Origin of the sequence: Pseudarthrobacter sp. AB1, from assembly GCF_014926485.1 — a bacterium.
Classification (GTDB): Bacteria; Actinomycetota; Actinomycetes; order Actinomycetales; family Micrococcaceae; genus Arthrobacter.
This window is the reverse complement of sequence record NZ_PZKO01000016.1, coordinates 1-22,818: the sequence shown is the minus strand read 5'-3', so window position 1 is coordinate 22,818 and position 22,818 is coordinate 1. Positions and strand designations below refer to the sequence as shown.

Genomic DNA, 22,818 nt, shown 5'->3' with positions numbered 1-22,818 from the left:
TCGTCCGTTGGTTGTTCGGGCTGAATACTTGAAAGCGCAAGCTCTCAGGTTTGTCCCCTAAAATGGTGGAGTCGCCACAGAGTGGTCCCCCTATGTCGATCGACCCAAGGAACACATGAGCCCCGCAAACGAAATACGCAAGTCCAAGGCTGAACGAACCTCGGAGGCGCGCGAAAAGGCACGCCTGATCCGTGAGGCGCAGCTGAAGAAGGACAAGCGCAACAAACTGCTGATCGGCTGGGGCATTGTGGTGGCCGTGGTGGCCATCCTTGTGGTGGTGGGTCTGGTGGTGACCACAACGATGAGGCAGAACGCCCCCATCGCTGACCAGGGGCCGACGCCGGCGAATGGAAACGCCAACGGTGGCATCACCTTGCTGGCAAATACCGACGTCGCGAAGCTGGAACCGGCCACCGTTGACGCTGCCGCCGTGGGTGCGCCCCCGGAAACCGCGCCGGAGTCGGTTGTGGCGCCGGGCGCCGAAGCTGAGGCAGGCAAACCGGTCAAGGTGGTCCTGTACGTTGACTTCATCTGCCCGGTTTGCAAGAACTTCGAGACACAGTACAACGAGCAGCTGACGTCGCTGCGGAACGAGGGCAAGATCTCGGTGGAATACCGGGCACTCGGGTTCCTGGACAACCGGTCCTCCACAAACTACTCCTCCCGTGCAGCCAATGCGGCCGCGTGCGTAGTGAATGAGTCCCCGGAGAAGTATGCGGAGTTTGTGGACACCCTGTTCGCCAACCAGCCTGCCGAAGGCAGCGCCGGACTTTCTGACGACAAGCTCAAGACTATGGCGACAGACATCGGCGCCAAGAACATCGACACCTGCATCGACGGGAAGACCTACCGTCCGTACGTGAAGTTCACAACAAAGCAGGCCGCCGCGATCGGCGTCACCGGCACGCCCACCGTGTTCGTGGACGGCCAGCAGTGGGGCAAGGGTGCCAGCGCGCAGACCCCGTTCCCGGATTTCCTGCAGGCAGCGATCACCGCGAAGGGCTAGGTCCTTCCACTCAGGGACCTGCTTCCGGATCGATTCCGGGGGCAGGTCCTTTCTTTTTGCTTCGTTTCTCCCTGGCCGGCGTTTTTACGAGCGGGCGGACTTGGGCTAACCTTATCTAGCGCCGTAGCGGCGCACGCCCTGTACGGGGCGCGCCTCCTTAGCTCAGTTGGCCAGAGCACCGCTCTTGTAAAGCGGGGGTCGTCAGTTCGAATCTGACAGGAGGCTCCGATGATGGCTTTGACCTTCGGGGTCAGTCTTGAGCCCGTGCTGCCAACGGCTCGCGACCGCCGCGGATCTCCATCGCCTCATGAATCTGCAGTGCAAACCAGAGCTGGGCCAATGTTGACGTTTCGGTCACGTCCAACCCTGTCAGCTCACTGATCTTACGTAGCCGGTAAATGATGGTTTGCCGGTGCGCGAACAGGGCGGTTGCCGTCTTCTGCCAGGACCGTTGCATGTCCAAGTACGTTCTTAGCGTGACGATAAGGTCCGGCTGGCGGCCGCGCTCATACTCGAAAACCGGACCAAGCAACCGTTCGACGAGTGCCTTGCCTTCTTCATATCTGGTTAACCCCAGCCACGAAGGGCCTTCGGCGTAGCGTACTAAGTGCTCGGTGGCGCCGCCCGCGGTTCCCAGCGCCCACAGTGACTCCTGAAGCGCGCTTTGAATGCCTGCAGGGGTGGTCGGGGTGCTGACTCCGATCCTGACGCCTCCCGGAAGAGCATGGAATAGCAGCTCGTCCGAACACTGCGTGGACACGAGAACATGGAGCCTGTTGTGAGTCTGCAGGCATGCTGTAGGCAGGCCGTGACGCCAAAGATTCGCGTGGACGTTGGCAAGATCCTGTCCTGCAGCACTGGACAGCGAGATGACCAGGAACTCCTGCGCCGGAATTTCGAATTCGGACAGGCGGCTTTCCAGATCCTTAATCCCGTAGCGGCCGTCAAACGCCTGCAGAAGGAAGTCGGCACCGAGACGGAGCCTGTTCTCCAGCCCCAGCACTGTACGGGACAGTTCCAAGCCCAAAACTGTCGCCGCATGGAGCAGAACGACGGCGTCGGGGTGCGGATCGGAAGCGGGCACAACCACCAGGAGCGCGTTGGCGTGCGTGGGGATGTCCATCATGAGGATGTGTTGGTCGCCGAACCGATGCCACTGGAAATTCTTTGTGGCCGCCGCCGGCCCCACGCGATGCTTCAGCTCCGCTGCCAGCGCTGCCGGGAGCGGCTCACTGTCCGGGTGCCACGGGTGCAGACATCGCCGATCCACCACGAACAGCTGGGAATTCAGTTCAGCAGCTACTCCGTCGATCAGCGTCTGCCACTGGTTTCCCGCTCCGGCAAGTCGGAGAAGATCATAAATTCTAGCCGTCTGCCGAAGCCTACGCGATTCCTCCAGGAGGGAAGACTCCGCGACAGATCGAGCGATGGCGATGAACGGCAAGGGATAGGGCACGTTGACCACAGGCAATGGGAGGGCATTGCAGGCATTGATGAATTCAGGCAGGAGTTGTGGTGCGTGCATCTTCTCGCCCACAGCCAATGCGCTGGCGCCGGCCCTGACCAGCGACTCAGCAAGTTCGACCTGACCAGCGGCATCGGGCGGAATCGATAACCCGTTGGTCATCATGATCTCGCCGCCCGTGACCCACTCCCACAGCCGGGGAAGATCCGATGTGTGCGCCCACGTGATTCGGTTTCCCAATCCCCCTGAGCCTGCGAGCAGGCTCAGGCCCAACTGCGGCTCAGCGATGAGCTCTTCGACAGTAATCACGACCGGGTGCCCTTCTTTCTGTAGGGATGACGGCCTAGTGATCTTATACAAATATCTAAGCGCCTTCGTCATTTGTGGTCGATTGACGAATATGCGGCGTGATGGCCGTCACTCATGATTAAGTCACTTACTTCCCGGCTCAACGAAGAGCCTTCAACAGAGAGGGTTTGCAATGAGCGCAACGAGCAATCTCATTGATGACGCCCCGCTTACCAATTTCCACAAGAAGCTGACTTTCTTCGCCTCAGGCGGTCCCTTCATTGACGGCTATGCGCTGTCAATCATCGGCATCGCCTTGATCACGATGACCCCCGGCCTGCACCTGAGCACCGTGGAAATCGGCATGATCGGTGCAGCGAGCCTGGTCGGCATTTTCTTCGGCGGGGCCATCTTCGGCTGGCTGACGGACAAGATCGGCCGGCACAAGATGTACATCGCCGACCTCATCGCCCTGGCAGTGTTCTCCGGCCTGAACGCCTTCGCCACCGAAATCTGGCAGGTTGTCCTCTGCCGGTTCCTCCTGGGCGCTGCCATCGGCGCTGACTATCCGATTGCCACCTCGCTCCTTGCAGAGTTCCTCCCGAAGAAGCACCGTGGACGTCTCCTGGGTGCAACCTTCGTGGTCTGGGCGATCGGCGCAGCAACTGCCTACGCCGTCGGATACCTGCTCCGCGACACCGGGCCGGACGTGTGGCGCGTCATGGTTGGCAGCCCGGCGATCTTCGCCGTCGTCACCCTGCTTTGCCGGCTCGGAACTCCTGAGTCCCCGCGCTGGCTGCTCTCCCGCGGCCGCCGTGATGAGGCGGAAGCCATCATCAAGAAGGTTTACGGCCAGCAGTACAGCCTCGCCGACATTGCCTCAGACAGCCAAGGTCCTGCCAAGCAGGGAAAGTTCCTGGACATCTTCAGGGGACAGGCATGGAAGCGCACCCTCTTTGTCTCCATCTTCTGGACAGCCCAGGTGGTCCCGCTCTTCGCGGTCTATACGTTCGCCCCGGACCTGCTCGCCTCCATGGGCATGACGGGTGACGCCAATCTATATGGTGGTTCCTTCCTGATCTCCATGCTGTTTGTGGTGGGCGGCATTCCGGGTTTGTGGCTCGTAGAGAAGATCGGTCGCCGGAAGCTGCTCCTGTGGAGCTTTGGCATCATCGTCGTTGCACTGGCTATTCCCGCATTCATCCCGAATGTCCAGGCCGCGCCGCTGTTTATCGCCCTTGCAATATTCGCCCTCGCCTCCGGCGCATCGAGCTTCCTTGAGGTTGTCTACCCCAACGAGCTCTTCCCCACGGAGGTCCGTGCCACGGCAGTCGGCTTCGGAACGGCCATCAGTCGTGTGGGCTCGGCAGCCAGCACGTACCTGATGCCGGTCGCAATCATCAGCTTCGGAGCTGCCGGCTCGCTGCTCATCGGTGCTGCCATCTCCCTGGTGGGCTTGGTGGCGACGTTCCTGCTTGCGCCCGAAACTGCCAACAAATCCCTCGCCGAACTCACCACGGAAAATAAGCCGGTAGCTACCGAAACCAACAAAGAAGGATCACTCGTATGACCACGCACAAGCCCATCGGTCCCGTCGATGCAACGAAGGTACCCCGCTACGCCGGGCTCGGAACCTTCGCCCGGCTCCCGCAAATCGACCGGGTACCGGACTACGACATTGCCATCGTAGGCGTACCATTCGACGGCGGCACCTCCTTCCGCCCCGGCGCCCGCTTCGGGCCCGCTGCAGTCCGTGAAGCGTCCAGGCTGCTGCGCCCCGGCTACCACCCCGAACTCGATGTCGAGCCCGTGTACGAAGCCCAGGTGGTAGACGCCGGCGACATCGCCTGCACGCCCTACGACATCACCCGCGCAGTCCTCGAAATCGAAGAGCAGGCACGGCCCCTGATCAGCGAGGACAAGCGACTCATCGCCATCGGCGGGGACCACACCATCGCCCTTCCCATGCTGCGCGCACTGAACCAGGTGCACGGTCCCGTGGCCCTGCTGCACTTCGACGCTCACCTGGATACCTGGGACACCTACTTCGACCAGCCGATCACGCACGGAACGATCTTCCGCCGGGCCTTCGAAGAGGGACTGCTAGTTGAGGACAAGTCCATGCACGTGGGTATCCGCGGGCCTGTCTATGACCGTGACGACTTCCTGCGGGACCACGAGTTCGGCTTCCAGATCATCCGCTGCTCGGATTTGGACGTAATTGGTGTCCCCGCCGCCATCCAGCGGATTAAGGAGCGTCTGGGTGATACGCCGGTCTACGTTTCCATCGACATTGATGTGCTGGACCCGTCCTACGCTCCTGGCACCGGAACACCGGAGATGGGCGGTCTGCACTCCCGTGAGCTGCTTGCCCTCTTGAGAGGCCTGAACGGTATCAACATCGTGGGGGCCGATGTCGTCGAGGTAGCCCCTGCGTACGACCACGCAGACATCACTACTCTCGCGGCCGCAACCCTTGTCTTTGATCTGCTCGGACTGATGGTGAACCGTTCCAAGGGAGTGACCATCAGAGGCGCAGAAGCGCTGGAAGCCGCGGCCGGTTAGGCACCCCAACTTGCTGGCCCGCGGACTCCCGTGGGTCAGCAAGGGCACTGGAACGGGCTTCGAATACAAGCCCGTGAGCGGTTGGGTTGCCACTGCCCGACCTGGACTGGGCTGCCACGTCGAATCTTCGGTCACAAGATGGGCCGGCCTGCAGGATCCAAGAGCGGCGAGTTCCTTTCAAAAATATTCGAAAATCCCGTCTGGTTTCGGCGTCCAACCCTTAGGATCAGGAAAGTGCCGGTAGGCGCCACCTGACCGGCGGATTTCCACCCGCCTTGCCGATTGCGGGGGACCGATCGCCATGCTCAAAACCTTGAAATCCATCGCGGCAGTGGTTGGGCTGGGTCTGGCTTTGGGACTGATGCCGGCCCAGACAGCCCAGGCAGCGCCTGCCACCGGCCGGATCTCACTCAGCCCGGCCACTGGACCGGCAGGATCCGCCGTCACAGTCAGCGGAACGGGGTTCAAAGCCTCCACCACGGGGACGGTGATCGCCGGTGCCACGACTTTTCCCATCAAAACGGCAGCCTCGGGTGCCTTCAGCACGTCGATCACCATCCCGTCCGCAGCCGCGGGATCGTTGACCATCACGGCCAAGACCTCGTCTGTCGAGGCGTCTTCGGTGTTCACAGTGACCACACCGGACGCTGCGCTCTCTCCAGTCGGCACCGCCGCACTTCGGTTCGGGGTGGCCACGGCCGGCGGCCCACTGGCCAGCGGCGAACTGGATGACGTGGCGCAACTGGCCGGCGAAAGCCCGTCCACCATTCTTTTTTACAAGGACTTCCTCCAGGCGCCCCCCATTACCGAAATGAACTCCGTCCGGGCACGAGGCGCCGTTCCGCTCATTACCTGGGAACCCTGGGCCTGGGGCGGTGGAACGGAACAGCCGGCATACTCCCTTGACCGAATTGCCGCCGGCGACTTTGACGCCCACATCACGCAGTGGGGCCAGGCGCTCGCTGCCTGGGGCCACCCGGTCCAGCTCAGGTTCGCCCATGAGATGAACGGAAACTGGTATCCGTGGGCCGAAGGCGTCAACGGCAATCAGGCCGGTGACTACGTAAGTGCCTGGCGTCATGTTCACGACGTTGTTGCTGCCACTGGCGCCGGCAACGTGTCCTGGGTCTGGAGCCCGAATGTTCCGTACTACGGTTCCACCGATCTCGCCGGCCTCTTTCCCGGTGTCGGATACGTGGATGTTGTAGCCCTCGACGGGTATAACTGGGGCACCTCCGCTTCATGGAGCGGCTGGATATCGCCGCAGGATCTCTTCGCTCCGGGCATAGCCCAGTTGCGTGCTCTGGCACCCGGAGTTCCCATCCTGATCAGCGAGACGGCTTCCAGCGAGGCAGGCGGCAACAAGGCTGCCTGGAACGCCGGGCTCGTGTCCTATCTTGCCGCCCAGCCCGATGTGGTGGGCTTCGTTTGGTTCCATCTCCAGAAGGAAACCGACTGGCGCATCAACAGCAGCGCCACCTCAGCCTCCGCATTCAAGTCCGCACTTGAGGCGCGCCGGACTCCCTGACTCAATGCTCAATCTCCCGGTGATCAAGGACGCGCCTTGCTGTTCCGGCCGCGCCTTGGACAAATCCTGCAGAGGGCGAAGCAACGAAATCTGTCTGGTCGGCCACACTATTGCCCAAGTAGCGGCATGATGACCTAAACTGCTTCACTGAGGCGCCTGAAATGGTGCCGTGCAGCGACGAAAGTGAACATGCCATGGCTACCGATTACGACGCTCCACGCAAGACCGACGACGAGGCCTCTGCCGAGTCGCTGGAAGCGCTGCAGGCCTCCCGCAGCGGCAATGCCCAGACCGCAGTCATCGACGTCGACGAGACCGACACCGCCGAAGGCATCGACCTGCCCGGAGCCGATCTCTCCGGCGAAGAACTGACCGTCATTGTTGTTCCCGAACAGTCCGATGAATTCACTTGCGCATCATGTTTCCTGGTCCGCCACCGGTCACAGGTTGCGCGCGAAAAGAACGGCATGAAGTACTGCATCGAGTGTGAAGGCTGAAGTCCCGGCGCCAGCCCCCCCGGTGGGGCGCGCCGGCGTCGTTATTATCCATAACGGCAAGGTGCAGAAACGGCGTTAATAGTGTTTCGTTGGCCCCGTAAAGTGCCTCAGAATTACGCTCGCGTGACCGGAACCAAGCCCGATTAACGGTTCCGCGCCGAAGCGGCAACAACCCTGTTGAGTAGCCCCGGAGACTCCTAGGCTTGAGCTACCTAATCACTCGAAGGGTGGCCCACAATGAAAAAGATTCATACGTGGCTGACAGTCATTTTGATGACTGTTGGATTGGGTTTCCTGGCTCCGGGGCCCGCCTCGGCAACCACATCCTATTGCGGACTTGTATGGGGATCGCTGGCCAAATCAAACCCGGCGATGAGCACCGCATCAGTAACCAACGTTCGGACGGGGCAGCACTACTGCTTCGACCGGATGGTGGTTGATCTCAACGGCCCTGTGGCCGGCTACACTGCCCGTTACGTTCCCGTAGTGGTCCAGGATGGTTCAGGTTTCAGTATCCCCCTGCTGGGCAGCGCGTTCCTCCAGGTGACTGTGAACGCGCCTTCCTACGACAGCAACTACAACGTCACATACAGCCCGGCAGCCAAGGCCGAACTGTCGAACGTTTCGGGATACCAGACCTTCCGTCAGGTAGCGTACGCAGGCAGCTTTGAAGGCTACACAAGCATCGGCCTCGGCGTCCGTGCACGGCTCCCGTTCCGGGTATTCACCCTGGACGGACAGGGCTCCGGGTCGCGCATGGTGGTGGACGTAGCGCACTTCTGGTGACCGGCGGTTCGCTGCTGAACCGAAGTTGAGACAAGATCAGGAAACTAAAGAACGGCGCCCTGTTTCGGAGACTTTCCGGGCAGGGCGCCGTGCTGTTGTTGGGGCAACTACTCAGGCACCATCATCGCAGGGGTGTCCCGGCGGATGGTTTCGCCGCGGAAGAACCCCGGGGCGAGGCGTGCCATGATCACCATCAGCACAGCCCCGAGCGCCAGGATCCCGATGCCCAGGACAAACACCAGCCCAACACCGAAGACCTCGGAGCCGCTGCCGAACTCCGGCGCCCAGCTGTCCACGGCTGTCTGCAGGAAAACCACAAACAATCCGACACCGCCCAGCACCGGGCACAGGAGCCGCAGCACGAAGTTGCGGACGCTGCTGAACACGCTGTTCCGGAAGTACCAGGCGCACGCGATGGCGGTCAGGCCGTAGTAGAAGCAGATCATCAGGCCGAGGGCCAGGATGGTGTCGTTCAGGACGTTTTCGCTGATCACGTGCATCACCGCGTAGAACCCGGCGGACAGGATGCCCGCCGTCACCGTTGCGAAGCCCGGCGTCGAGAAGCGCCTGCTGATGTGGCTGAACGGCGCGGGCAGCGCACCGTAGTGGGCCATGGCCAGCAGGCTGCGCGACGGCGACGTGAACGTGGACTGCAGGGACGCTGCCGAACTGGACAGCACGGCGAGGGACATCAGGATGGCGAACGGCCCCATGATCGGTGACGCAAGCGCCGTGAAGAGGTTCTCGTGCTTCTCGGGGTTGTTCAGCCCCACACCCGTATCGCCGACGCCGGCGAACATCATGGTGGCGATGCTCACCAGCAGGTAGATCCCCAGGACAACGACGGCGGTGAGCGTGCCGGCCAGGCCCGCGGTCTTTTTGCCGTTGGCGGTTTCCTCGTTCACGGTCAGGCACACGTCCCAGCCCCAGTAGACAAAGATCGACAGCGAGATACCCGCGGCGATCTGCCCGAACGTCTCGATCCTGGTGACGTCGAACCACCCCCAGCTGAAGGGGATGGCCGTTTCCGATGTGGACCAGTTCGCGAACGCCATGCCGACAAAAAGTACCAGGACCAGTAGTTGGAATCCCACGAGTCCGTACTGGACCAGCTTGGTGGTGTGCAGGCCGCGGTAGCTCACCCACACTGCAAGGGCCACAAAAACGAAGCACGTCAGGACGTTCAACGGCTTATTGTCCGCGAGGTCTGCGAGTTCAGGCGCACCCGTCAGCTGCGACAGGAAGAGATAGAAGAAATCCACCGCCACGCCCGCCAGGTTGGACAGGACGATGATGTTGGCGGCAAGGAGTCCCCAGCCGCCCATCCAGCCCACCCAGGGGCCAAACGCTTTGGTGACCCAAGTGAACGTGGTGCCGCTGTCCGGGGAATCGGCGTTGAGTTCCCGGTAGGCGAGTGACACCAGGATCATGGGGATGAACCCGATCAGGAAAATGACGGGTAGCTGGAGCCCCGCCTCATTCACCGTGGGGCCAAGGGCGCTGGTCAGCGTGTAGGCCGGCGCGATGGTGGAAATGCCAAGAACGACGACGGCAAGCAGGCCCAGCTGCCCTCCCTTCAGTCCCTTTGCGGTGATGCCGTGCGCCGAGCCGGCCGGGTCGGTCCCGGATGGCTGGCCCGCGGTGGTGCTCGTACGGATGGTTTGGGTCATTGTCCGGCGCTTTCTACGAGGCAGCAGGCTGCTGTTGGGTGATGCAGTGGATGCCGCCGCCACGGGCGAACAGCTCACGGGCGTCAATGCCGACCACACGCCGGCCGGGGTAGGCCTCCGCCAGGATCTGCAGCGCCTTGTCATCGTTGGGGTCCGCGAAGGTACAGGCGATGACGCCGCCGTTGACCACGACGTGGTTGATGTAGCTGTAGTCCACAAAACCCTCGTCATCCCAGAGCACCTCCGGGGCGGGGACTTCGATGATGGTCCACTCCCGGCCGGCCGCGTCCTTCGTGGTGCGGAGGTGCTCGATGATGTCGCGGCTCACCTGGAAGTCCGGGTGGCGGGGGTCCTGCTGGGAGTGCACCAACAGTGTGCCGGGGGAGGGAATGGCAGCCACGATGTCCACATGACCGCGCGTGCCGAACCGTTCCGAGTCCCTGGCCAGTCCGCGGGGGAGCCAGACCACATGGGTGGCGCCGAGGGTCCGGGCGAGCTCGGCTTCGACGTCGGCGCGGCTGAGGCCCGGGTTGCGGCCCGGATCCAGCTGCACGGTTTGGGTCACCAGCACGGTTCCCTGACCGTCCACCTGGATGCCGCCGCCTTCGTTGACCAGCGCGGACACGAGATGCATGGCGCCGGCACGGGCTGAGACTTCACCGGCGATCAGCGCGTCCTTGTCCCAGCGCGCCCAGTCCTGGGCACCCCAGCCGTTGAAGACCCAGTCGACGGCGCCGAGGCGCCCGTCCTGGTCCAACACGAAACTGGGGCCGATGTCCCGCATCCACGCATCGTTGAGCGGGGCGGCAAGTACCTCGACGTTCGGGTGCAGATAGCGGGCGGCGATGCCGAGGTCGTCGGGGGCCACCACCACGGTGACCGGCTCAAATTCGACGGCGGCGTTGGCCACCGCTGCCCAGATGGATCGGGCAGCGTGGGCGTCTTCCTCCGTCCCGCCCAGCGTGTAGCCGCCGGTGGGAAAGGCCATCCACAGCCGCTCCTGCAGAGCGGTTTCGGCGGGCATGCGCCACGTGCTCATGAGCTCACCTGCTGACGGTTGCTTGAGCCTGGGGCCACGACCGCAGGGTTCCCTGGCCGAGCTTGCGAGGTTAGGGGGCGGGTGGGGAGCGACATCCCTGCCCCCTCGGCCACTGCATCTTCGCCGCCGAGCGGCTGGTCGTGGCGTACGGGTTCGGTGAGCCGGCCGTAGGTATCGGGGCGGCGGGTGGCCAGAAACGGGAAGAGCGTGAGCCAGTCCCGGCGCTGGTCCAGGTCGAGGTCTGCCACCAGCACTGCGGAGGCGTCACGAGGGGCCTGGGCCAGGATCCTGCCGTAGGGGTCGGAGATGAAGGAGGAGCCGTAGAAGTTCAGTGTTCCTTCATCACCCCAGCGGTTCGGCGCCACCATAAACAGTCCGTTGGCGATGCCGTTGCCCACAATCACCTGCTGCCACAGCGGCTGCGTATCGAAATCCGGGTGGTCCGGTTCTGAGCCGATGGCGGTGGGATAGACCAGGATTTCGGCGCCACCGAGGGAGTAGAGCCGGGCCACCTCCGGGAACCATTCGTCCCAGCAGGTGGGCATGCCGAGCCGGGCATCGCCCAGCTCTGCCGGTGCGTGGACCTCGTAGGCGTCAGCGGCCGCTGGCCCCTGGCGGAAGAACTTGTCTTCGTAGTAGCCTGCGGTCACCGGAATGTGCAGCTTGTGGGTGCGGGCGAGCAGCTCACCCTCGGACGACACAAGGATGGCGGTATTCAGCCCCAGACCGTCGTCGCTGCCGTCAGGGTTCTCCGCCTGCTGGTACAGCGAGGCGTGGACAGCCACCCCGTGGCGACGGGCGGATCCGGCGGCAAACCGGAAGGTGGGCCCGGTCAGCAGGTCCTCCGCGGTGTCCGACGGCCTGGGGCGGACCGCGCCAGGCCGTACCGCTCCGTGCCGGGGCGTGTCGATTTCGGGGCAGGTGTCCGCGGGGTAGCGCGAGAGGGTGAGTTCTGGCAGGAACACCACCGTGGCACCGAGCCGGGCGGCCCGGCCGATTCCTTCATCAAGTTCGGCCTGCAGGACGGCAGTGTCTGCATGCCAGCGGTGCTGTACGACGCCAACCCGAAGGTCAGGGCGGTCGGACGGCGTTGTCCGGGCCAGGGAGGCGGGTGAGTCGAGGCAGGAAATTTCAATCATGTGCTTACTTCCAGTGAGACGACCGTCACTAAATGAATGACGTTCATTTAGTATGAGGGTCGAATGGGCTTTCGCGCAATGGATTATATGAATCCCATTCTTTTATGACGCTCCGGCCAGATTAGTAAGCTCACTGAGAAATTTGGTTTCGGCCCGACGCGATCGATCCCCTGGCTGATAGCGTCGGGACTACTGGACCGATCGAGGAGGATTCATGAAAGCTTCACCGACCCTGACCAACAACCTGCAGGCCGTACTTGCGGACCTGATCGAGCTGCACATCCAGGGCAAGCAGGCCCACTGGAACATTGTGGGAACCAACTTCCGGGACCTTCACCTGCAGCTGGACGAAATCGTGGATGCCGCCCGGCAGTTCGCGGACGATATGGCTGAGCGGATGCGTGCCCTCCATGCCCTGCCTGATGGCCGCAGTGCCACGGTGGCAAAATCCACCAGTCTGGCCCAGTTCCCCGAAGGCCTCATTAACACCAAGGACGCCATCGAGCGGATCGTCGCTGCGCTTGAGGCTGCCGTGGGCACCATGCGCAAGGTCCATGACGAGGTGGACGAAGAGGATCCCACCACCGCGGACCTGCTCCACGAATTCATCGCCAAGCTGGAACAGTACGCGTGGATGGTGAACGCTGAGACCATGAAGGCCTCCGCCAGCGTCACCTCCCCTGACGCCAAGTAGGGCCGGCCGATTGTGAGGCCACAAGCGCCCGGCGCCGGAATGATTTCGGACGCCGGGCGCTTTTGTGCGCTCGCCGGCTTGCCGGAGGCGGGTGCCTAGTCCGCCGTCGGAACTTTCCGGAGTGCGACGGCGGCGAGGACTGCCGCGCTCGCCATCAGCACCAGCGCAATTGCCGCAGTGGTATGGACGCCCGAGTCAAACGCCAGGCGCGCTGCGCCGCGGAGCGCTTCGGCCAGCGGCGCAGGCAGGCTGCCGGCCAGTTCCACGGCGCCTGCCAAAGTTTCGCCGGCCTGGTGCACCGCAGTGCCTGACGCCGTTTCCTCCACCCCGGCCGGCAGCAGGAGATTGCGCTGGTAGGAAGCGGTCAGGATGGAGCCCAGCACCGCCGTCCCCAGCAGGGATCCCACCTCATAGCCCGTCTCCGAGATGGCAGCCGCCGCTCCTGACTTCTCCGCTGGAACGGAGCCCAGGATGAGGTCATTGGAAATGGTTTCCGCTGTGCCCACCCCCAGGGCGAGGATCAGCAGTGCGGCCAGCAGGAGGGCCGGGCCGGAGCCGTGATCACCAAAGACCACGATTCCGTAGCCGGTGGCACTGAGGGCCAGGCCACCCGCCACCACAAAGCCCGGACGCACTTTCCGGACCAGCGGCACCACTGCCAGCCCGGCCAGCACTGTGGCCACCAGGGCCGGAATCATGGCTATTCCGGCGGCCGACGGTGTCATCCCTTCCAGGAGCTGCAGGTGCTGGGCGAGGAAGAGAATGAAGCCGTTGAAGGAGAACAGGGCCAGCACGTTTGTTGTGATGGCGGTTCTGAAGACCCGGTTGGCGAACAGGGACATGTCCAGCAGGGGGCTGGCCAGCCGCTGCTGGCGGCGGACAAAGACGACGCCCATGGCCAGGCCAAAGGCAACAAGTCCCAACGGAGCGGCCCCGAAACCTTCGGTCGCCAGTTCCTTGATGCCATACACAACGGGCACCATAACCAGCAGGGACAGGGCGATGCTGGACACGTCCACCCGTCCGGGCCGCGGATCTTTTGATTCCGGGATGAACGCAGGACCAAACACCAACAATGGCAGCATGATGGGCACGGCGACCAGCAGGATGGCGCCCCACCAGAACTGCTCCACCAGCCACCCGCCGAAGATGGGACCCAGGGCGGCGCCGCCGGAGAAGCCGGCAGCCCAGATGGCCACGGCCAGCCGGCGCCGGTTTGGGTCCGGAAAAATGTTGCGGATCAGCGACAGGGTTGAGGGCATCAGCATGGCGCCGAAAAACCCCATCGATGCCCGTCCCGCAATCAGCCACTCCGCGCTGGGGGCAAAGGCTGTTGCTGCCGAGACCGCGGCGAATCCAATGCTGCCGGTCAGCAGCAGCCGGCGGCGTCCGATCCGGTCACCCAGGCTGCCCATGGCAACCAGCAGGCCGGCAAGCACCAGGGGATACGCGTCCACAATCCACAACAGCTGGACTCCTGTTGTCTCCAGGTTTCTGGCAATGGCCGGAAGCGCAAACGTCAACGCAGTGTTGTCCACCGCAACCAGGAGCACCGGGAACATCAGCAGGGCCAGCGCGAGCCAGTCGCGCCAGGGCGCCTTGGCGGGCCCGGACGGCCGGAGATCGACCGCCGTCGGGGAAGTGCTGCAGGTGTTCTGGTTGGACTGGCTGGACAACGTCATATCGATAACTGTACCGTCCAGACGGTACAGTTAAGAAATGGGACCCGGACCGTGCATGATTGAAGCCATGGCCAGAAATCCCGTTGCACGCGATGCAGTCCTTGACGCATTTGAAGAACTCCTGATCGATGTGGGGGAGCGGGCTGCCACGCTGGACGCGGTTGCCAAACGGGCCGGCGTGTCCAAAGGCGGCCTGTTGTACCACTTCCCCAACAAGGAAGCGCTGATCGCTGCGGTACTGGAACGGATGGATCGCCTGGCCGTCGAGGACCTCACCCTGATGGCCGCAGCCACCGAAGGTGCGGCGGCCTACTTCATCCGTTCCTCGCTCTGGTCCGACTCGCCGATGGACCGCTCCTTCGTGGCCGTCACGCGACTGGCCGAAGTAGCCCATGAAGAGGCCCGGCGGCGTTTTGCCGCAATCCAGCAGCAGTGGCTGGACCTGATCGCGGCCGACGTCGGCCCGGCCATGGCGAAAGCCGTGCTCTATATGGGGGACGGCCTGTATTTCAACGCCATGTGGGAAAGCGGTACCGGCGGGGGCGGCCGGGCCAGGCCTGGAGACATTGAGGAGCTTCTGGCCGCCGTGGAGCGGCTGCGGGACTGAACCCGATGACCTCATTTGCCCGGCAGCCCGGGGCGTAGGAGAATTGGACCTCGTGGCGGCCCTCTGCGGCCGGCACAATATCGACAGAGCGGGGGAGGAACCCGAATCAATGTGGCGTACCTTGCGCCGCCTTAGTAATGGAGTTCCTTGTGAGTGTTAATTCGGCCTCGGCCACTTTCGTTGACCGGCATATTGGCGCCCGCCGCCAGGCCGATATCGACTCCATGCTCAAGGCCGTCGGCTACGGCACGGTGGACGCGCTGGTTGATACTGCTGTCCCAGATTCCATCCGCCAGGCCAAGCCGCTGGCTCTCAAGGACGCCCTGAGTGAGGTTGAGGTCCTTGCTGAGCTGCGGAAGCTGGCTGCGAAGAATAAGACTGCTGTGCAGATGATCGGGCAGGGTTATTACGACACGGTGACGCCTGCGGTGATCCGCCGGAACATCCTTGAGGCCCCGGCCTGGTACACCGCGTACACCCCGTACCAGCCCGAGATTTCCCAGGGCCGGCTCGAGGCGCTCCTGAATTTTCAGACCATGGTCCAGGACCTCGTGGGGCTGCCCATCGCGAACGCGTCGCTGCTGGATGAAGCCACCGCGGTGGCTGAGGCAGTGCTGATGATGCGCCGGGCGAACAAGAACAAAGAAGCCCGCGACGGCAAGACCGTCCTGGACGCGGATTGCCTGCCGCAGACTATCGCCATCGTGAAGGGCCGCGCCGAAGCGCTCGGGTTTGAGGTGGAGGTCGCTGACCTGTCCCAGGGCCTGCCCGACGGTGTCATCAACGGCATCGTGCTGCAGCAGCCGGGTGTGTCCGGCCGGGTCTTCGACCACGCCGCCGTGATTGCCGCTGCGAAGGAGCGCGGCGCGCTGGTCACGGTCGCTGCTGACCTGTTGGCGTTGACGCTGATCACCCCTCCCGGGGAGCAGGGTGCGGATATTGCTGTCGGTTCGACCCAGCGTTTCGGGGTGCCGTTGTTCTTCGGCGGCCCGCACGCGGCGTATATGGCGGTGGCGAAGGGCCTGGAGCGGTCCATGCCCGGCCGCCTGGTGGGGGTGTCCAAGGATGACGCCGGTGTCCCGGCGTACCGTTTGGCGCTGCAGACCCGTGAGCAGCACATCCGCCGTGAGAAGGCCACGTCCAACATCTGTACCGCGCAGGCACTGCTGGCCATTGTCTCCTCCTTCTACGCCGTTTACCACGGCCCCGATGGCCTGAAGGCAATCGCGGAGACCGCACATGGCCACGCTGCAACTATCGCCGCATCCCTGAAGGCGGCCAGCCTGGACGTACTGCACACAAGCTTCTTTGATACCGTCACGGTTTCCGTGCCGGGCAAGGCCGCGGCTGTTGTGGCCACCGCCGAAGCACGTGGCATCAACCTGCGCCACATCGATGGCGATACCGTGGGTCTCTCCGCCGACGAAACCACGACCCCGGCTGTCGTCGCCGGTGTCCTGGAAGTGTTTGGTGCCACCGTGGTGGACGCGGACGCCGGCCCTGACGCTGAGTTCGCACTGGATACCGCCGTCGAACGTTCCTCCGAGTACCTGCTGCACCCGGTGTTCAACACGCACCGTTCCGAGACCCAGCTGCTGCGTTATATCCGCAGGCTGAGCGACCGGGACCTGGCCCTGGACCGGACCATGATCCCGTTGGGTTCCTGCACCATGAAGCTGAACGCCACGGCGGAGATGGAAGCCATTTCCTGGCCGGAGTTCGCCTCGATCCACCCGTTCGCCCCGGATTCCCAGACCGTGGGCTGGCGCGAACTGATCGGCGGGCTGGAGTCTGACCTCGCGGAAATCACCGGCTATGACCAGGTCTCGCTGCAGCCGAACGCCGGGTCCCAGGGTGAGCTTGCTGGCCTGNTGGCGATCCGCGGGTACCACCTGTCCCGGGGCGATGACCAGCGCACGGTCTGCCTGATTCCGGCTTCGGCGCACGGCACCAACGCCGCCTCGGCCGTCCTGGCCGGCATGAAGGTGGTTGTGGTGGCCACGGCTGCGGACGGCAGCATNGATCATGCTGACCTGAACGCCAAGATCGNGGCGAACAGGGACGTCCTTTCGGCCATCATGATCACNTACCCCTCCACNCACGGTGTCTATGACGCGGACGTGACCGAAATCTGCGACGCCGTGCACGCGGCGGGTGGNCAGGTCTACGTGGACGGCGCGAACCTGAACGCCCTTGTGGGCCTGGCGCAGCCGGGCAAGTTCGGCGGCGACGTCTCGCACCTGAACCTGCACAAGACCTTCTGCATCCCGCACGGCGGCGGCGGCCCCGGTGTTGGTCCGGTCGCAGCCAAGGCCCACCTGGCACCGTTTATGCCCAGTGACGCCAACAAGTCGGCCCACGAAGCGGGCCACGGCGTGGCGATCAGCGCATCCAACTACGGTTCCGCGGGNGTCCTGCCCATCTCGTGGGCGTATGTGAAGCTGATGGGTGCCGAGGGCCTGACCGANGCGACGAAGTCGGCGCTGCTTGCGGCGAACTACGTTGCGGCGCGCCTGAACGAGTACTTCCCGGTCCTTTACACCGGTGAGGGCGGACTCGTGGCGCACGAGTGCATCCTGGACCTGCGTGAGCTGACGGCGAAGACCGGCGTGACGGCTGAGGATGTGGCCAAGCGCCTGATCGACTACGGCTTCCATGCCCCCACCCTGGCGTTCCCGGTGGCGGGCACGCTGATGGTGGAACCGACGGAGTCCGAGGACCTTGGGGAGATCGACCGGTTCATCGACGCGATGATCACCATCCGGAAGGAAATCGACCAGGTGGCCAGTGGTGACTTCAGCGTCGAGAACAGCCCGCTGCGCCACGCACCCCACACCGCGTCCGCCGTCGTGAGTTCCGATTGGAACCGTGCGTACCCGCGCGAGCAGGCTGCCTTCCCGGTCCACCACCTCAAGCAGGACAAGTACTTCCCGCCCGTAGGCCGCATCGACGGCGCAGCCGGGGACCGCAACCTGATCTGCTCCTGCCCGCCCATCGAGGAATTCGCGAACTAGTTTCGTGTGAAAGGCTTTCATAATGACTGAGAACTACACCGCTCTTTACGAAGAGCACAAGAAACTCGGCGCTTCCTTCACCGATTTCGGTGGCTGGCAGATGCCCCTGAAGTACAGCTCGGAGCTGGCCGAACACCACGCGGTGCGCAAGGCTGCGGGCCTGTTCGACCTCTCCCACATGGGCGAAGTCTGGGTTTCGGGCCCGGAAGCCGGCGCGTTCCTGGACTACGCACTGGTGGGCAAGCTCTCCGCCATCGCGGACGGCAAAGCCAAGTACTCACTCATCTGCAACGCCGACGGCGGCATCATCGATGACCTCATCGTCTACCGCTTTGGCGACGAGAAGTACCTCGTGGTCCCCAACGCGGGCAACGCACCCACCGTCGCCGTCGCCCTGGCCGAACGCGCCGCGGCTTTCAACGTGAAGGTGGAGGACGCCTCCGCCATCACGTCGCTGATCGCCGTCCAGGGCCCCAAAGCCGAGGCCATCCTGCTCAAATTGACCGACGAGGCCCAGCACGAACTGGTCACGGGCCTGTTGTACTACGCGTTCAACGAGCCCACCGTGGCCGGCCACAACGTCATCCTGGCCCGCACCGGCTACACCGGCGAAGACGGTTTCGAGCTCTCTGTAGAGAACGACGCCGCCGCCTCCCTCTGGGCGTCCGTCGCCGAAGCAGGGGCCGAGTTCGGCATCGTCCCGTGCGGCCTCGCTTCACGCGATTCGCTCCGCCTCGAAGCCGGCATGCCGCTCTACGGCAACGAGCTTTCGCTCGAACGGTCACCGTTCGATGCCGGCCTGGGTGGCGTTGTGGCACTCAAGAGCAAGGAAGGCGACTTCGTGGGCCGCTCCGCCCTGGAAGCGGCCAGGGAAGCCGGTTCGAAGCGTAAGCTTGTGGGCTTGAAGGGACTCGGACGTCGCGCCGGCCGCGGGCACTACCCGGTACTCAAGGACGGCGCCGTGGTTGGCGAAGTCACCTCCGGCCAGCCCAGCCCCACCCTTGGCTACCCGGTCGCGATGGCCTATGTCGACGTTGAGCACGCCGAAATCGGCACCGCCCTGGACATCGACCTGCGCGGCAAGGCAGAGCCTTTCGAGGTTGTCGCCCTGCCGTTCTACAAGCGCCAAAAGTAACCCAAGTCCGGAACCGGCAGGCCGGAGTTTTCACGCGTGCTGCTCGTACCTCGCTCTGACGCACGCTTTCGAAAACTCCGTCCCGCCGGCCCCTCCAGACGCTCTCTCACTTAATGCGGTGTTTGGGCGGACGCTCTCTCACTCTTGAACTCTAAACTTAAGGAATAGACAACATGGCTAAGGTTGCCGCTGAACTGAAGTACTCCGCCGAGCACGAGTGGATCTCCACTGATGGCTCGGGCCCGTCCGTTGTTGGCGTGTCCGCTGTTGCCGCTGAGGCGCTGGGCGACATCGTCTACGTTGACCTGCCCGAGGTTGGCTCCACGGTGACCGCGGGGGAGACCTGCGGCGAGATCGAGTCCACCAAGTCCGTTTCCGACCTGTACTCTCCGGTGACGGGTGAGGTCACGGAGATCAATGACGAAGCCGTTGGCGATCCTGCACTCATCAACTCCGATCCCTACGGTGCCGGCTGGCTGTTCAAGGTGACCGTCGAGTCCGAGGGCCCGCTGCTGTCCGCGCAGGAATACGCCGAAGTAAACGGTGGCGAACTGTGAGCGCCGCTGCCGCGGCCGCGGGCACAATCAGAGTCTTTGAGCAGGTAGTTTCCGCGAGCCTGGACACCGACCTGTCGGTGCTGGACCCGGAGATCGCCGCCAAGATCGATGACGAACTGGGCCGCCAGCGCAATGGCCTGGAAATGATCGCCTCGGAGAACCACACGGCCGTTGCCGTGATGCAGGCGCAAGGCTCGGTCCTGACCAACAAGTACGCCGAGGGTTACCCGGGCAAGCGCTACTACGGTGGCTGCGAGCACGTGGACGTCATCGAGCAGCTGGCCATCGACCGGGTCAAGGCCCTGTTCGGTGCCGAGTTCGCCAACGTGCAGCCGCACTCCGGCGCCCAGGCCAACGCCTCGGTCATGCACGCGCTGATCAAGCCGGGCGATACCATCATGGGCCTGAACCTGGCCCACGGCGGCCACCTCACCCACGGCATGAAGATCAACTTCTCCGGCAAGCTCTACAACGTGGTCCCCTACCAGGTCCGCGAAGACACCCACACCATTGACATGGCCGAGGTGGAGCGCCTGGCGCTGGAGCACAAGCCGCAGCTGATCGTTGCCGGCTGGTCGGCCTACGCCCGCCAGCTGGACTTCGCCGAATTCCGCCGGATCGCCGATCTGGTGGGCGCCTTCCTGATGGTGGACATGGCGCACTTCGCCGGACTGGTGGCAGCTGGCCTGCACCCGAACCCGGTGCCGCACGCCCACGTCACCACCTCCACCACGCACAAGACCCTCGCCGGTCCGCGCGGCGGCATCATCCTCTCCAACGACGCCGCGATCGCCAAGAAGATCAACTCAGCCGTCTTCCCCGGACAGCAGGGCGGCCCGCTGGAGCACGTCATCGCCGGCAAGGCCGTGGCCTTCAAGATCGCAGCCACACCGGAGTTCAAGGAACGCCAGGAACGCGTCCTGGCCGGCGCCAGCATCCTGGCCGACCGCCTGGTCCAGCCGGACGTCACCGCCAAGGGCATCAACGTGATCTCCGGCGGCACCGACGTCCACCTGGTCCTGGTTGACCTGCGCAACTGCGAGCTGGACGGCCAGCAGGCCGAGGACCGCCTGGCCGCGATTGACATCACCGTCAACCGCAACGCTGTGCCGTTCGATCCCCGCCCGCCGATGGTCACTTCCGGCCTCCGGATCGGCACCCCCGCGCTGGCAACCCGTGGTTTCGGCGAGGCAGCCTTCCGTGAAGTTGCGGACATCATCGCCGAGGCATTGATTGCCGACGCCGACGCGGACCTTTCCGGCCTGCGTCACCGGGTAGAGGCACTCGCCGCCGCCCACCCGCTGTACCCGTCAGTCGCTCCCCTCAGCTGATGGAGTTTTTGTCCAGATAATGCAGCTTTTGAGCTCGTATAGGCCCATTATCTGGACAAAAACTCCTGACTGGTCACGAAGAATTATTTAGTTAGGAAACGCACATGGCCGTTGGAGTCTTTGATTTGTTCTCCGTCGGGATCGGGCCTTCGAGCTCGCACACCGTTGGCCCGATGCGGGCTGCCGCTGTGTTTGCCGAGGAGTTAAAGGGCTCCGGCAGCCTGGACAAGGTGGCGGGGCTGCGGGTGGACCTGTACGGGTCCTTGGCAGCGACGGGCCACGGCCACGGCACCATGACGGCCATCCTGCTGGGCCTGGAGGGTTTCCACCCCGAAAAGATCCTGCCGGCCGAGGTAGAGGAGCGGCTCGCCGCGATCGCCGAAACCGGCACCCTCCAGCTCGCCGGCTCCGTACCCCTGCCCTACGGGGTCAAGGACATGGTCCTGCGCCCGCTCACTGTCCTGCCTCGGCACACCAACGGCATGACCTTCACAGTCAGCGACAAAGAAGACGAGGTCCTGCACAAGGCCACGTTCTTCTCCGTGGGCGGCGGCTTCATTGTCCGCGAAGGTGAAGAGGACGCGGCCCTGAAGGAACTCGACGAGTCCAAGAAGGAACTGCCGCTGCCGTTCCGCACCGCGGCCGAGCTGCTGGGCCGGTGCCAGTCCAAGGGCCTGTCCATCGGCGAGATCATGTTCGTCAACGAGCGCGCTTCCCGCACCGAACAGGAAATCCGCGAAGGCCTGCTGCACATCTACTCCGTCATGGAGGAGTGTGTGGCAACCAGCCTCAAGCGTGAGGGGCTGCTGCCCGGCGGACTGAAGGTCCGCCGTCGTGCTCCGGACTGGCGTGAGCGCCTCGATAAGGAGGACAAGGACCGGGACCCGAAGTACTGGCAGGAATGGGTGAACCTCATCGCCCTGGCAGTGAACGAGGAGAACGCGTCCGGCGGCCGGGTTGTCACGGCACCCACCAACGGTGCCGCGGGGATCATCCCGGCAGTCCTGTATTACGCACTGCATTTTGCACCCGGAATGGACAAAGCCACGCAGGAAGACCGCGACGACGTTGTGGTCAAGTTCCTGCTCACGGCCGGTGCCATCGGGGTGCTGTACAAGGAACAGGCGTCCATTTCGGGCGCCGAGGTGGGCTGCCAGGGCGAGGTGGGGTCGGCGTCGTCCATGGCGGCCGGTGCCCTCGCCGAGGTCATGGGCGGCACACCCCAGCAGGTGGAGAACGCCGCGGAGATCGCGATGGAACACAACCTGGGCCTGACGTGCGATCCGATCGGCGGGTTGGTCCAGGTGCCGTGCATCGAGCGCAACGCGATCGCGGCGGCGAAGGCCATCAACGCCGCGAAGATGGCGCTTTGGGGCGACGGCACCCACCGGGTGTCGCTGGACGAGGTGATCGTGACCATGCGCGAGACCGGCAGGGACATGAGCTCCAAGTACAAGGAAACAGCCATGGGCGGCCTCGCCGTCAACGTAGTGGAATGCTAAGGGAAGAGTATTAATGACACTGGCACCAGAAGGCCGGAAGCTGCTGCGCGTTGAGCAGCGTAACTCTGCAGTACCTGTGGAGCGGAAGCCGGAGTGGATCAAGGCGAAGGTCCAGATGGGTCCGGAGTATGTCCAGCTCAAGAACCTGGTTAAGAAGGAAGGCCTGCACACGGTGTGTGAGGAGGCCGGCTGCCCGAACATTTTTGAGTGCTGGGAAGACAAGGAAGCGACGTTCCTGATCGGTGGCTCCGAATGCACCCGGCGCTGTGATTTCTGCCAGATCGATACGGGTAAGCCGTCCCCGGTTGACGTG

General features: G+C 63.8%; 18 protein-coding genes, 1 tRNA gene and 1 pseudogene. 15 read left to right on the top strand and 5 right to left on the bottom strand.

What is annotated here, in order from left to right:
• The first annotated feature begins 115 nt into the window (after window positions 1-115).
• Window positions 116-1,006, top strand: coding sequence for a DsbA family protein (locus tag DAD99_RS05045; RefSeq protein ID WP_193340619.1), 891 nt, complete (start codon window positions 116-118; stop codon window positions 1,004-1,006).
• Between the two features lie 151 nt (window positions 1,007-1,157).
• A tRNA-Thr gene (locus DAD99_RS05040) sits at window positions 1,158-1,231 on the top strand.
• A gap of 25 nt (window positions 1,232-1,256) precedes the next feature.
• Here the strand turns inward: DAD99_RS05040 and DAD99_RS05035 are convergent.
• Window positions 1,257-2,852 (bottom strand): PucR family transcriptional regulator, encoded by a 1,596-nt coding sequence (locus DAD99_RS05035; RefSeq protein ID WP_193340618.1) that lies wholly within the window; start codon window positions 2,850-2,852, stop codon window positions 1,257-1,259.
• 100 nt (window positions 2,853-2,952) lie between these two features.
• Between DAD99_RS05035 and DAD99_RS05030 the strand changes: the two genes are divergently transcribed.
• The 5 genes from DAD99_RS05030 to DAD99_RS05010 all read left to right on the top strand — a co-directional run bounded on the left by DAD99_RS05030 (window position 2,953) and on the right by DAD99_RS05010 (window position 8,135).
• Complete coding sequence (locus DAD99_RS05030) at window positions 2,953-4,329, top strand: MFS transporter (RefSeq protein ID WP_193340617.1); 1,377 nt, start codon at window positions 2,953-2,955, stop codon at window positions 4,327-4,329.
• On the top strand, window positions 4,326-5,324 hold the full coding sequence (speB, locus tag DAD99_RS05025; RefSeq protein WP_193340616.1) for an agmatinase: 999 nt from the start codon (window positions 4,326-4,328) through the stop codon (window positions 5,322-5,324). The genes DAD99_RS05030 and speB overlap by 4 nt, the downstream gene beginning before the upstream one ends.
• Window positions 5,325-5,625: 301 nt before the next feature.
• Window positions 5,626-6,852, top strand: coding sequence for a glycosyl hydrolase (locus DAD99_RS05020; RefSeq protein ID WP_193340615.1), 1,227 nt, complete (start codon window positions 5,626-5,628; stop codon window positions 6,850-6,852).
• A gap of 194 nt (window positions 6,853-7,046) precedes the next feature.
• Window positions 7,047-7,349 carry a DUF4193 domain-containing protein gene (locus DAD99_RS05015; protein WP_185262608.1) on the top strand — a complete coding sequence of 101 codons (303 nt, stop codon included), beginning with the start codon at window positions 7,047-7,049 and terminating at the stop codon, window positions 7,347-7,349.
• Between the two features lie 237 nt (window positions 7,350-7,586).
• Complete coding sequence (locus tag DAD99_RS05010; protein ID WP_193340614.1) at window positions 7,587-8,135, top strand: hypothetical protein; 549 nt, start codon at window positions 7,587-7,589, stop codon at window positions 8,133-8,135.
• 107 nt (window positions 8,136-8,242) lie between these two features.
• Here the strand turns inward: DAD99_RS05010 and DAD99_RS05005 are convergent, their stop codons facing one another.
• Genes DAD99_RS05005 through DAD99_RS04995 form a run of 3 tightly spaced genes read right to left on the bottom strand, consistent with a single transcriptional unit; the run spans window position 8,243 to window position 11,983 of the window.
• Complete coding sequence (locus DAD99_RS05005; protein ID WP_193340613.1) at window positions 8,243-9,805, bottom strand: APC family permease; 1,563 nt, start codon at window positions 9,803-9,805, stop codon at window positions 8,243-8,245.
• 13 nt (window positions 9,806-9,818) lie between these two features.
• Window positions 9,819-10,844 carry an agmatine/peptidylarginine deiminase gene (locus DAD99_RS05000; protein ID WP_193340612.1) on the bottom strand — a complete coding sequence of 342 codons (1,026 nt, stop codon included), beginning with the start codon at window positions 10,842-10,844 and terminating at the stop codon, window positions 9,819-9,821.
• Window positions 10,841-11,983 (bottom strand): nitrilase-related carbon-nitrogen hydrolase, encoded by a 1,143-nt coding sequence (locus DAD99_RS04995; RefSeq protein WP_193340611.1) that lies wholly within the window; start codon window positions 11,981-11,983, stop codon window positions 10,841-10,843. Before DAD99_RS04995 ends, DAD99_RS05000 begins: the two co-directional genes overlap by 4 nt.
• Before the next feature lie 214 nt (window positions 11,984-12,197).
• Between DAD99_RS04995 and DAD99_RS04990 the strand changes: the two genes are divergently transcribed.
• Window positions 12,198-12,677: a Dps family protein gene (locus DAD99_RS04990; protein WP_185262613.1), complete on the top strand. Its 480-nt coding sequence runs from the start codon at window positions 12,198-12,200 to the stop codon at window positions 12,675-12,677.
• Between the two features lie 95 nt (window positions 12,678-12,772).
• Here the strand turns inward: DAD99_RS04990 and DAD99_RS04985 are convergent, their stop codons facing one another.
• Entirely contained in the window at window positions 12,773-14,359 is a 1,587-nt protein-coding gene (locus tag DAD99_RS04985) for an MFS transporter (RefSeq protein ID WP_193340610.1), read from the bottom strand.
• A 67-nt stretch (window positions 14,360-14,426) separates the two neighbouring features.
• Between DAD99_RS04985 and DAD99_RS04980 the strand changes: the two genes are divergently transcribed.
• From DAD99_RS04980 to DAD99_RS04950, 7 genes and pseudogenes are all read left to right on the top strand, one after another.
• Window positions 14,427-14,966 carry a TetR/AcrR family transcriptional regulator gene (locus DAD99_RS04980; protein ID WP_193340627.1) on the top strand — a complete coding sequence of 180 codons (540 nt, stop codon included), beginning with the start codon at window positions 14,427-14,429 and terminating at the stop codon, window positions 14,964-14,966.
• A 149-nt stretch (window positions 14,967-15,115) separates the two neighbouring features.
• Window positions 15,116-17,980 carry an aminomethyl-transferring glycine dehydrogenase gene (gcvP, locus tag DAD99_RS04975; RefSeq protein ID WP_193340609.1) on the top strand — a complete coding sequence of 955 codons (2,865 nt, stop codon included), beginning with the start codon at window positions 15,116-15,118 and terminating at the stop codon, window positions 17,978-17,980.
• A 22-nt stretch (window positions 17,981-18,002) separates the two neighbouring features.
• Complete coding sequence (gcvT, locus tag DAD99_RS04970) at window positions 18,003-19,115, top strand: glycine cleavage system aminomethyltransferase GcvT (protein ID WP_193340608.1); 1,113 nt, start codon at window positions 18,003-18,005, stop codon at window positions 19,113-19,115.
• Between the two features lie 173 nt (window positions 19,116-19,288).
• Window positions 19,289-19,672: a glycine cleavage system protein GcvH gene (gcvH, locus tag DAD99_RS04965; RefSeq protein ID WP_193340607.1), complete on the top strand. Its 384-nt coding sequence runs from the start codon at window positions 19,289-19,291 to the stop codon at window positions 19,670-19,672.
• The gene (gene glyA, locus DAD99_RS04960) at window positions 19,669-21,003 is read left to right on the top strand and encodes a serine hydroxymethyltransferase (RefSeq protein ID WP_304632635.1); all 1,335 of its coding nucleotides are present in this window, start codon (window positions 19,669-19,671) and stop codon (window positions 21,001-21,003) included. Before gcvH ends, glyA begins: the two co-directional genes overlap by 4 nt.
• 104 nt (window positions 21,004-21,107) lie before the next feature.
• The gene (locus DAD99_RS04955) at window positions 21,108-22,505 is read left to right on the top strand and encodes an L-serine ammonia-lyase (protein ID WP_193340606.1); all 1,398 of its coding nucleotides are present in this window, start codon (window positions 21,108-21,110) and stop codon (window positions 22,503-22,505) included.
• 13 nt (window positions 22,506-22,518) lie between these two features.
• Window positions 22,519-22,818 (top strand): annotated as a pseudogene (locus DAD99_RS04950) (lipoyl synthase); the annotation flags it as partial.